This window comes from Enterococcus mundtii (genome assembly GCF_003957375.1).
GTDB lineage: Bacteria > Bacillota > Bacilli > Lactobacillales > Enterococcaceae > Enterococcus_B > Enterococcus_B spodopteracolus.
The window spans coordinates 470,001-482,202 of sequence record NZ_CP025473.1 but is presented as its reverse complement, the minus strand read 5'-3'; the positions used below and the strand labels follow the sequence as shown (position 1 = coordinate 482,202).

Annotated in this window: 8 protein-coding genes (1 of these 8 running past the window's edge); 4 read left to right on the top strand and 4 right to left on the bottom strand. The window is 37.6% G+C overall.

Going from position 1 to position 12,202, the window contains the following annotated elements; all coding sequences use genetic code 11:
* Window positions 1–2 precede the first annotated feature (2 nt).
* Genes CYK55_RS02585 through CYK55_RS02575 form a run of 3 tightly spaced genes read right to left on the bottom strand, consistent with a single transcriptional unit; the run spans window position 3 to window position 6,663 of the window.
* On the bottom strand, window positions 3–1,871 hold the full coding sequence (locus CYK55_RS02585) for a SpaH/EbpB family LPXTG-anchored major pilin (RefSeq protein WP_126133886.1): 1,869 nt from the start codon (window positions 1,869–1,871) through the stop codon (window positions 3–5).
* Window positions 1,868–3,220, bottom strand: a complete 1,353-nt coding sequence (locus CYK55_RS02580; protein WP_034690018.1) for an isopeptide-forming domain-containing fimbrial protein — start codon at window positions 3,218–3,220, stop codon at window positions 1,868–1,870. Before CYK55_RS02580 ends, CYK55_RS02585 begins: the two co-directional genes overlap by 4 nt.
* A complete protein-coding gene (locus CYK55_RS02575; RefSeq protein WP_034690020.1) occupies window positions 3,217–6,663 on the bottom strand; it encodes a SpaA isopeptide-forming pilin-related protein in 3,447 nt (1,148 codons plus the stop codon). The genes CYK55_RS02580 and CYK55_RS02575 overlap by 4 nt, the downstream gene beginning before the upstream one ends.
* A gap of 352 nt (window positions 6,664–7,015) precedes the next feature.
* Here CYK55_RS02575 and CYK55_RS02570 point away from each other — a divergent pair, with 352 nt between their 5' ends.
* Window positions 7,016–8,512 carry a helix-turn-helix domain-containing protein gene (locus CYK55_RS02570; RefSeq protein WP_034690022.1) on the top strand — a complete coding sequence of 499 codons (1,497 nt, stop codon included), beginning with the start codon at window positions 7,016–7,018 and terminating at the stop codon, window positions 8,510–8,512.
* Between the two features lie 53 nt (window positions 8,513–8,565).
* Here CYK55_RS02570 and efp read toward each other — a convergent pair whose 3' ends face one another.
* Window positions 8,566–9,126 (bottom strand): elongation factor P, encoded by a 561-nt coding sequence (gene efp, locus CYK55_RS02565; protein WP_034690907.1) that lies wholly within the window; start codon window positions 9,124–9,126, stop codon window positions 8,566–8,568.
* A 376-nt stretch (window positions 9,127–9,502) separates the two neighbouring features.
* Between efp and CYK55_RS02560 the strand changes: the two genes are divergently transcribed.
* The 3 genes from CYK55_RS02560 to CYK55_RS02550 form a co-directional block, all read left to right on the top strand.
* Window positions 9,503–10,420, top strand: a complete 918-nt coding sequence (locus CYK55_RS02560; RefSeq protein WP_034690906.1) for a PLP-dependent cysteine synthase family protein — start codon at window positions 9,503–9,505, stop codon at window positions 10,418–10,420.
* 48 nt (window positions 10,421–10,468) lie between these two features.
* Window positions 10,469–11,617, top strand: a complete 1,149-nt coding sequence (locus CYK55_RS02555) for a cystathionine gamma-synthase (RefSeq protein ID WP_034690905.1) — start codon at window positions 10,469–10,471, stop codon at window positions 11,615–11,617.
* 151 nt (window positions 11,618–11,768) lie between these two features.
* On the top strand, window positions 11,769–12,202 hold the 5' portion of the coding sequence (locus CYK55_RS02550; RefSeq protein ID WP_010736339.1) for an S-ribosylhomocysteine lyase. It continues 25 nt past the right edge of the window; the window shows 434 of its 459 coding nt (coding positions 1–434); the start codon lies at window positions 11,769–11,771; the stop codon falls past the right edge of the window.

Sequence of the window (12,202 nt, the reverse complement as noted above, 5' to 3'; positions counted from 1 at the left end):
GACTATTTAACTTCTGGTCGTTTTAGCCAGTACGCACCCACGATTGTCAGTAAAACCACACCTAAGAAAATGTACAATGAAATGCCTTTGCCACCAGTTGCTGGTAATGTCCCTTTGTGTTTGTTTGGTACTTTCTCTGGTGCAACCAATTCACCTACAACAGCATAAGATTGTTGATCGACCTTGAACGCCATTCGTTCAGTTAGTTTCACATAATTGTTTGGTGCTTTTGTTTCTTCTAAATAATACGTTCCATAAGACAAGCCTGTGATATCCACTAATCCATCACTTGTTGTCGTGAAAATCGTTGCTTCTTCCTGTGATGTAGTCCACGTCACTGCTTTTGTTACTGGATCAATGATCAAATATTTCGCTGTTGCTTCATCTTGATCACGTACCACAAACGAAGCGTCTGCTAATGGTTTGATATCAGCTACTGCTCCATCTACTTTAATGAAACGTTTCCCACCTGTCAGTACCTCCACAGTTGGTGGTGTTTGATCGGTCGTATGTCCAGTATCAACATTTGCTTCGTTGTTATAACCTTGGGTTGGCTCTGCTAACTGATTCAAATGCATATAATAAACAAAACGCAACGTACCACCTGGAGTCAATGAAGGAATATAAGTTGGTTCAATCGTTACTGTGAAGCCGTTTGTTTGTTCAGTTACGTGGTAATTCGTTGAATCAATGATCGTTTCACCATCGTAAAGTGCATATCCTGTTTCTCCCGTTGATTGGTTCATGAACGTTAAAGCTGGATCATGTGTATCAATCAATTTGAAGGTGGTATATTTATTATTGGATCCTTCTTTATCCGCAATACCAAGAGGAATATTGACGCTGATCTCATAATTGACTGGTTCCCCGATTGCTACGTCTTGCCCATCTAATTGCGGAGTTTCTTTTTCTACTTTCGTCGTATCATTTTTCACCGTAAGTTCAACTGGCGTTTGACTACCAGCAACAATTGTGAATGGGGTCTTCGTTTGCTCAGTGATCATCGCTACATTTTCAGGTGCTTTTACTTCTTCTAACACATATTCGCCAACTTCTAACCCAGTAATAAGCATGTGGCCTTTCTCTGCTTCTTTTTCAGCAACGTCCTCTTCACCGATTTCATAGCTTTTGCCAGTCCCAAAGTGTTTTGCTTTAGATTTATCAGTTGTCCATGTATACATTCCTTGTGCTACACCATGCAAATATTTGGCAACACCTGCATCTTCTTTCACAATGACAAATTCCGCACCGTTTAGTGCTTCACCTTCTGCTGAACCTACTTTTTTGACCTTCAGCGTTCCTTCATTTTCCACGACATTTTTAGGATATAAATGAACTACGTCTAGTTCTTCTGTCCCATATTGATATGAACCGTCGGATTGTTTGATCAGTTCATATACTGGAAATGCCACAACCATATTTGCAGCAGCTGTTACTCCTGATTTTGTTTCTTCTTCAATCACATAGACTGCATCTTTTCCAGCTTGTTTTTTTGGCAACGCTAAAGAAAGATCCCCCTGAGCGTCTGTTGTACCAGAAAGAAGAGCTGTGCCAGAAGTCTGTGATTGGACGATCGCTTTTGCTTCTTCAATCGTCGCGCCATTTTTTCTTTCTTCAGCAAAGGATTCGGTGACATCATACACATGGAATGTCACATCTGCCAACCCTTGATAGTTGTTGAATTCAGTCATTTCTTTCCCTGTATTTTGGATCTCTTGTTGTGGGAAATCTAACATTTTCTTTTTGTGAATCACCAATTGTGCATCCGTTCCTTCAGCAAACACTTGTGGATTAGGAAGTAATGCCACCAATGTAAGTAGTGATGAAATAAGACATAGTAATACTTTTTTGAAATTTTTTCTATTCTTCATTCTTCTTTACTCCTGTTCTTTTGATAAATAATGAAACTACCTATGATCGATATGCCACCAATCATACCAACACTTATTTTTTCGTCAGTTGTTTTTGGAAAAAGAAAACTCGTTTCTTGTTTCTGATTAGTGATTTTCAAAGGTTCACTAGGTTGTCCATTGATGGCATATGACATACTTTTTACGACAAACGAGACAGCATAAGGGTTTCTTTTATACCCTTTTGGTGCTTTGATTTCTTCAAGTAAATATTCTCCGTCTGCTAAGCCATTGATGGAAAAGAAGCCATTTCGATCAGAAGTCAGCGTTATTGCATCTCTTGCTCGTTTTTTCCAGCAATATTTTCCATCTTTCAAATGCAGGTATTCTTCCTGTTGGTTTTTGATCATAAACATTGCATCTTCTAGCACCTGTTGTTCCTTATCTGTTGTAACTTTTTGAAACCACTTCCCCCCTGTTCGAATGCGTGTACTTCGTGACAATGATGCTGTTCCGATGTTTAATGTCGCTTGATTAATGATCGATTGATCAGCAATTGCATCTTGTAGTAAACGCATCTGATAGTTGATCCTCACTGTTTTACCTGCCAGATCTTGCAAGTCTTGACCGTTAAACGCAATGCTGAATCCTTGACTATGGCTATGAAACGTCAGATTTTCCAAGCGTTTTTCTTCGCTGTGGACTTTGAGTGATTCAGTTAGCAATTCCAACTCTTTCGTCGCACTGTCAGTGACTACACATGTTTCTTCAGTTGCTATCCCATTTGGAAACTGGATATCCAATTGATAGTAGATCTTTTCACCAATCGAATAAGTGTTTTTTTCCTCTACAAGCTTTTTTTCAAAGACGATCGCAGATGGCTCTTGGTTCATTTTAGGATAGAGATGGATTGCCTTTTGTGGGTGATCATATGAATCATAAAGAGGCAAAACCACGACTACATTTTGTGATCCTGCAAACGCATCTGCTATGTGAGTGGTTTCATTCACTAAATAAACGTTACCTATTTGATTCGTTGACTCACGTAGATCAAAGATTGCTACATCTTCTCCATCATTGTTCGACTTCACCAGTTTTTCCATTAGAAAAGAACCTGCTGAAGTACCTTGTTGCGCAATGATTTGTTGTGTTTCTTCGACAGTAAATCCTTTTTTACGTAATTGATAAAATAATTTTGTCACATCGTAAACCGCAAAACTTGCTTGATGGGATTCCGTTTGTTTATCTGATGAGGGCTGCGTAGTATGGACAATCAACTGGACCATCTCTTGTGTTTGGGCGATACACGTTTTGGCACCACCAACTAACAGAAAAGGCAACAACAGCAAGAACCAATAATACTTGGTCAACTTGAAATGCCTCCTCGTTTCATCCCCCTTGAATAAACGACAAATGAAACAATCGCAAGGATACTTAATAATAAGAAGCCAAGTCGGCCAGATCCTCCGGTTTCAGGCAGTGGGATCAATGCCTGATTGGTGATGACCAAATGGATTTGGTTGTTCGTATGATCATTTTGTAACTGGACTTCTGTTGGTTCACCATCTACAGTTACTTTTCTATCCGTTTGGATAACGATCTGTACGGGTTGCTCTAATCCCAGATAACCTTCCGGTGTTTTGATCTCCTCCAACGTATACTCACCCGGTTTTAGGTTCTCAAAAACAAATGTATCAGTTACTTTTTCGTCGTTTGGTAATTCAATCTGTCCATCTGGACCGGATAGTCGGAAGACTGCCCCTTTTAGCGCCTGTCCTGTATCCGTTTGCTTTAGAACTGTTAAATCAAAAGGTTTGATTTGATTCATATGCGTCAATGTCCAAACGGTATCTTCCTCTACATTTTCTCCGTCATATAGAATCGTACCGTAAGGGTCAACTTTAAATTCATAGTTTCCTGGAATCGTATCGTAGCCAAGCGGTCCTACTGTTTCTACTAAACGATATTCCCCCGCTTTTTGTATCACGAATTCTGCCAATCCTGATGATGCGGTGACTTCCTCCTTCAGTGTATGATAGATTCCTGTTTCGCCTTTTATTTGTAAAGCAAAAGTTGCTCCTGCCAGATTGATTTTTTGTTTGTCCTTTTCGGTATATTTTCTTATGGCTATCGGAAGATCTGCAAATGGATTCTCAATCGTCAATTGGATCACTTGATCAGTGACTGTAGCTTGTTGTTTGTCCACTGTTACTTCCCCATTGTCAGAAATGGCAATTTCCCACGTCTGCTTTTCCGATTTTTCATGTCCAGCAGGTGCACTGATTTCTGTCAATGTATAAGATTTCCCTTTTTCAAGGCGTGTGCCTTCTGGCAATGAATAGGTACCATCCTCATGGTCGATCAGCTGAATCTCCTGACCTCCAATCGTTAGTTGAAACACTGCTCCTTTTAAGAGATGGTCAGCTGACGAAGTTTTCTTGGTTATTTTTAAATCTAAAGGAACAAATTGTTTTTTATTTTTCCAAGTCGTTGCGTTGATTTTTTCTGATTGATATCCTGGTACATCCAACTCATTCACCGCTTCATAGTGAAATTCTTGCCCTTGATTGTTGTATTTTGGCAAGTTGAGGGTTTCACGAGACGCTTCACTGGACGCTAAAAGTTTGGTGATATTGGTTCGCTCCCAAACATTGGTGTTCTCCTCTTCCGGTTTACTTAATTCTACATAGCCACTTTCCCAACTAGATGTTTCAATGATTCCTGTTCGCTTGATTTCATAAATCACTTTCTCTGGTCGAGTCGTCGTATCTTGATCAAATTCTTCCCATTCCTTGAAAAAATCAAGAGATACACCTGGTGCTTTGGCTGACGGCACACCGAATTTAGCAAGAACATCTGGATTGCTCGTTGGTTGGAAGATTGTTTGCCCATTCATTTGATACCAAGTATCAGTCTCGAACTTTTCGCTTTCTGTTTGGAGTCTCACTTGATAGTGTAGTTGGATTTCCTGACCTTTTTTTAAATAGATTTTATCGACATTGATCGTTTGCCCATCAATAGAAAGAAGTGGCTCAATCGATAGAGGGGTTGTCCCTACACTTGTAACAGAAGCGCTGTCTGGTTGATAAACAAATGGATCAATGATTGGATCCGTTATTTTTCCGTCAACAACTGTTCCAGAAAGCTGCACAGCTTTTTTGGCTAGATAATCGGCGATATCCGCAGACTCATTTGCAGATTCATAATATGCCGTACCGTCTTCGCCAGTGGTAACCATCTTACGCATTCGCCGTTCCACTTCTTCCTTCGTGATTCCTTCTGTTTCATCTCCTTGCAACTGTATACCCAAGCCATGGATTTCGATACCTCGTTCTTTCAATGCCATTGCTTCACCGATTGTTGCTGTGAATGTTGAATTGATCCAATGCCCTTGTGAATCTTGGTCTCTAACAGGTACAAGATAAGGCGGGGAAATTTTTGAAGTATATTCGGGATGATCGACTTGATTGCTAAAAGTCGCGCCATAATAACTACCGTCCTCTTCAGTCACCACACTTGATACGTGATAGGAGCATGTCGGAACACCATCAGTCAAAAGAACGATCACCTTTTTGTGACCATTTTGTTCAGACAACATCTCGCCTGCCTGACGTAAACCATTTTGAGTAAACGTACCACCACTTGTTGAATCAGGTGTGGCTGCTTGGATTTCTTCCTTTACAGAATCAAATCCAGCAATCGGTATCATTCGATTGTCGTAGCCTTCACTAGAAAAACCAACATAACCTAAATTGATTTTTTCCGTTACACCACTTTCTGATAAGGTATCGACAAATCGATCAATCCCATTCTTCACTTCAATAATACGATTGTCCTCATTCATACTGCCAGACCAGTCAACAACCAGAACGACATCTAAAGGAGTGATATTTTTTTGGGTATTTCCTCGAACATTCAGATACAAGTCAAACAATCCAGGATTCGCTGTCTCTTTGGCAAATTTACGGATTGCGTAATCGGCTTCTTCTTTTTCCCCACCATATTCAATATAAGAATTGTTTTGATTGGTTGGGTCACCATCCCAATTCGTCAATCCATCCCATTGTGATTGACCATGACGATTCCCTTGATGATTTCGTACATTCTCGTCATTTTCCGGTTGCCACATCGCTTGCGGATAGGTTCCTTGCTCATCTGTGGTATATTCCGGTTCAATCGTAGCTAACCCTTTAGGTTTCAACTGTTCATTGAATAATTGTGGTTGTTCAAACGGACGATATTCGTTTTTAGCTACCGCTGAATCATCCGACACCTCACTGTTTTCAGAAGAAGTCGTGGTTTCAGACGTTGGTTCACTCGTTTGTGCAGTTTCCTGATTCTCGTTATCTATAGAAAATGAAAAGGAAGCTGGTTCAGATAAAAGTAACTGACCCGTTTTTTCTTCTATCTGAATATTGAGTTGAAATTCTTTGCTCGTACTCGGTAATTCAATGGACAATTCTTTTTCTTCAACGGCTTGAGAAAAATCACCTGCTAGCCATTTTCGTTGTTGTTCATCTGTGTATTCTTGATATTCTTGAGAAACATAAGAGGAAAGCAGATTCGTTTCAGGTGCATCTTTTGGATGTAACTGGAATAAAAATCGGTTTTCTTGTGTTTGCTCTTTTAATCGATACACGACCGTTAGCTGATGATCTATTTTCCTAATACTTACTTTGCCATATTCATTATTTAATACTTCAATGGTTGCTTCTTCATTAGCTGCCACAGTCTTTCCTTTTTGGAAATAGAAATAGGTGACGAAAAATAGAGAAAATAGACAGAAAACGATGAAATAATTTCGCTTCTTCATTTATGGATACCTCCTTAAAAAAACTTTAAAATTCAATTAGATAATATAAAAAAAAGAAAAAATTCACTAATCTTTCTAGTTCTTCTCTCTTTTGTTTCTAACTATTAAATTAAAGTTATTTTAAATGGTTTGATTTTTTATACAACAAATAATATAAATTAATAATTCGTTATTTAAAATCAATTTATTATTCTTTTCTCTCACAAAATAAACATATTGGAGGATAGTTTTGAGACAAATTTAAAAAAAATGTTTCTAAATCCTGTATAGTTTTTTTAGAAAATTGAGACAAGTATTTACAAGGCAAAATAAATAGGGTATTAATAATGAAAATATAAAAGAAGGTGAAGAATTGATTGAAAAAATTTTATTAGATGACCATGCACGAATGAAATTAAGTGTGTATGGAAAGGTGATGACCTTATGGCCAGGGGAATATAGTTTAGATCATGTACGAGAAAACTTAGATTTCTATTTTAGTGCGACTCGTTTCAAAAAAATCCTATATGCTATACAAGATGATTTAGAACAATTTACTGATATTAAACTGTTACATACTAAAAACAAGTTATCCATTCCTGAACAACTTGTTCAATATACCCAATATCAACATTACCTATCAACAGAAAGTGTTTCTTATAAATTATTGATCAGTCTTCTGACTGAACAAGATGAAGATCTTGCAGCTTTTTGCAATCGTCACTTTATCAGTCGCTCAACGTGTTTTAGACAAACAAAAAAATTGGCTGAATATTTGAAGGAATACAATATCAACTTGAATTTATCGAATCTTACCTTATCTGGTTCTGAAACACTGATTCGTATCATTTTTTTCAATTTCTTTTGGTTTGTTTCACTAGGAGAAAGTCTGGACAGCAATCCTTACAGCCAAGAAATTCGCGCATTGATTTATAAACACGAAGGTTCGCAACACAAGAATAAGTTTGATTTAGGAAAAAAACAAGCTAGTCTCCATTGTCTGATTTGTTTGCTTAGGATCGAAAATAATCATTTTACAGATATTTACAGTTTATCGAAAGATTCTTTTATTCCAAGTGAAACAAACATTGACTTTTTTTATGACTTCTTCAAAATTGCAAATCTTCGTTTAGATATCTTAGAGGTAAACTCTTTATTTTATTTGTTCTATTATTGGCCGTTTCTTACCTCTAATCAAGATATTCGTGTGCCGATCGTGCAACATTCCTATCAACAACCGAGTAATGAGATCAAAGCTATTTTAGATGAATTTCAGGAGCATTGCCATACATTTATTGGTACATTTCATTTTGAGAAAGAGCCAGCTTTGCTTTTGAATCTCTATCTATCTATTGGTAACTTTAGCATGTTTAAACAAAAAATTCCTTTGACCACATTATTTATCTCTTCCTATATTCAAGATAAATACCCACTCTTACGTATCTTGACAATCAAAATTGAAGGATTTTGGAAAAAAATCGCACAACGAAAAAACTATAAATGGTTGAAATCTTGCGTAAGTGAATTAGCCTATCTACAAGCCAGTTTACTTTATCCTTATTATTCAGAAATCGACGAAAACTATAAATTGAAAGTTGGGTTTGTCAACGTCTCTGAACATCTGATCTCCGCAGAAATCTTAAATTTAGGTAAGAAGATCCCCTTTGTAGATATTGAGCGACTCACACTTCCCATCATTGAAGAGTATGATTTTTTTATCTTTGGTTCCCCACTACTAATCCCTATTGGACTTGATCCTTCTAAGTATACAGTCCTTGATTTTTGTCATTATAGAGACTTTGAAACAAATCTGTATCAACGACTGTTAGAAGTTCATCATTTAAAGCTACAAACATTATTTGCTGATTAATGTAAAAAAAAGCTTTTAAGCATCCTGCTTAAAAGCTTTTTTACTGCACTCGATTATTTCGCACGTTTTACGTATGAACCTTCTGCTGTATTGATTTCTAATAATTCATCTGTTTCGATGAAATCAGGTACGTTGACTACTAAGCCTGTTTCCATTGTGGCAGGTTTACCAGAACCAGTCACTGTCGCACCTTTGATCGATGGTTGTGTTTCAACGACACGTAAGACAACTGTTGTTGGTAATTGGACACCAATCACTTCGCTACCGAAGAATTGGATTTTAACTTCCATGTTTTCTAAGATAAATTTCATTTCTTCAGATACAGTTTCTACAGGGATCTCATATTGTTCGTATGTTTCTAGATCCATAAAGAATGCTGTATCATCCATTGTGTATAAGTATTGAACTGGTTTTGTATCGATGTGTGCTTTTTCAAATTTTTCATCTGGTCTTAGTGTCGTATCGTAAGTAGCACCAGTACGAACATCTTTTAGCTTCATACGCATCACAGTATTTCCTTTACCAGGTTTGTGATGACTTGCATCAATTACTTTGATCAATTTTCCGTCTTGGACAAATGTCATTCCGGCTTTTAAATCGCTTGCTGAGATCATTATTTTTTGCTCCTTTTTCTCTTAATCATAATCATCCTTATTGTATCAGACAAACGCTGATAAGACTAGAAAATTATTGATTTTGAAATTTTACTCTTTGACTTTCTTGTTTATTCATGCTATTTTTAGTTAAATCATTATTGGAGGGATAAGCATGGCAATCAATTACTCAAAACAATTGAAGTATTGTTGTTATATGGTGTGTAAAAACAGCATACTGTTTGCCATGTCTATTAATTGCCCTTCATAGTTGAATGAAAGATTTCTTTCTGTAGTGAAAGTGTTTTCTTTCTTAGTCTTTTCAATTTACGATCTTACAAGGAGCTGATTAATTAGTCAGCTCCTTTTTTATTTTACTTTTTGGAGGTATGGATTCGTGATCATCTCATCAATTACTGAAGCAGTCGGGCATACGCCCATCTATCAATTTACTGCAAAAGATTTTCCTATGCCCAAAGATTCTGTGATCTATGCAAAACTGGAATACTTGAATCCCGGTGGCAGTATCAAAGATCGTTTAGGTTTGTACTTACTGTCCTCTGGGCTTGGAAGCGGAAAAATCGATCAAGAAACAACGATCATTGAGCCGACTGCCGGAAATACCGGCATTGGTTTAGGTCTGGCAGCTTTGAAATTCAATTTAAAAACAATTTTTGTCGTACCAGAAAAATTTAGTATCGAAAAACAAAAAATCATGCAGGCACTAGGCGCAAAAATCGTACACACCCCTACAGAAGAAGGAATCGTTGGTGCGATCGAAAAAAGTAAACAATTAGCTTCTGAGATTCCAAATAGTTATGTTCCCTTGCAGTTTGAAAACCCACACAATCCAGCTACTTATTACCAAACATTAGGGCCCGAATTGTTTCAAGAATTGAAAGGATCAATCAATAGCTTTGTTGCCGGTATTGGAAGTGGTGGTACGTTTGCTGGAACCGCAAAATTTCTAAAAGATCGTTTACCTGAAATTCGCTTGATTGGTGTTGAGCCAGAAGGATCGATTTTGAATGGTGGTCCTTCACATGGGCATGAAATTGAAGGCATCGGTGTTGAATTTGTCCCCCCTTTTCTTAGTGAGTTGACAATTGATCAATTTGAAACTATTTCTGATGCCGAAGGATTTGCTTACACACGTCAACTAGCAAGAGAACACGGATTATTAGTAGGCAGTTCGAGCGGGGCCGCTTTTGCCGCAGCATTAAAAGAAGCGCAACGTTTACCTAACGGACAGTCTATCCTGACCATATTTCCAGATACATCCGATCGTTACTTATCAAAAAATATTTATCTGTGAGCAATCATCCAAACAACAAACTCAATGAAGAAACTGGAGGAAACAATTATGCATATTCAAACAAAATTGATCCATGGTGGTATTAGTGAAGATCCAACAACAGGAGCAGTTAGCGTACCAATCTATCAAACATCGACTTACCGCCAAAATGCAGTTGGACAACCGAAAGAATATGAATATTCACGTTCAGGTAACCCAACACGTTTTGCTTTAGAAGAATTGATCGCAGACTTAGAAGGTGGGGTTCGTAGCTTTGCCTTTGCCTCAGGTCTAGCAGGAATCCATACAGTGTTTTCCTTATTCCAATCTGGGGATCACATTCTCTTAGGCGATGACATCTATGGCGGAACTTTCCGTTTATTTGATAATGTTCTTACAAAAAATGGATTAGAGTATACAATCGTCGATACAAGTAATCTTGCACAGATTGAAGAAGCGATTCAAGATAATACAAAAGCGTTATACCTAGAAACACCAAGTAACCCCCTATTGAAAATCACTGATTTGAAAGCAGGTGCAGCAATTGCAAAAAATCATGACTTGTTAACAATCGTGGATAATACATTTGCTACACCATACTTTCAAAAACCTTTAGAATTAGGCGCTGATATTGTTTTACACAGTGGCACAAAATATCTAGGCGGGCATAGTGATGTCGTTGCTGGATTAGTGACGACAAACAACCAAGAGTTGGCGGATCAAATCGGTTACTATCAAAATGCGATCGGTAGCGTATTAGGTCCACAAGATAGTTGGTTGATGCAACGCGGGATCAAAACTCTTAGTGTGCGTATGGAGGAACATCAAAAAAATGCCTATGCTGTAGCTGAATTATTAGCGAACCATCCTGAAGTTGAAGCAGTCTATTACCCTGGTCTAACAACTCATGATAATCATGAAATTGCGAAACAACAGATGTCAGGTTATAGCGGAATGGTTTCCTTTACCTTGAAAAATGACGCAGATGCCATTCCTTTTGTTGAAGCTTTGCAACTATTTATCCTCGCTGAAAGCCTAGGTGGTGTCGAAAGTTTAGTGGAAATTCCTTCTGTGATGACTCATGCCTCTGTACCTAAAGAAAAACGCGAAAAGGCTGGAATCAAAGACGGATTGATTCGTTTATCCGTAGGAATCGAGTACGCCCAAGATCTTTTAGATGATTTGAACCAAGCCTTTACTCAATTGAAAAATCACTGATCCATTTTATCTTTAAAGAATTGAAGAAAATCAATCAGTTTTCTACACCTGGCCTGCAATAAGTGTTAGAATTTAAATAAATCGACCCAATCTTTTTAGAGGATTTTTATTTCTCTAAAAAGAATCATCAGATAGTTAGGAGTAATTCAATATGAAAATGAATGTCGAAAGTTTTAATTTAGACCACCGTAAAGTAAAAGCCCCTTATGTTCGTGTAGCTGATCGTAAAAAAGGCGAACATGGCGATTTGATCATCAAATATGATGTCCGTTTCAAACAGCCAAACAAAGAACACATGGATATGGCAGGTTTGCATTCTTTAGAACATTTAACTGCCGAAAACATTCGTAATCATGCAGATTATATTGTAGACTGGTCACCAATGGGATGCCAAACAGGCTTTTATCTTACTGTCATCAACCATGAAAATTATGACGATATTTTAGATGTTTTAGAAAAAACGATGGAAGATGTGCTACAAGCGACAGAAGTTCCAGCAAGCAACGAAATCCAATGTGGATGGGCTGCAAACCATACGCTAGAAGGCGCACAAGCTTTAGCGCGTGAATTTTTAGCAAAACGAGA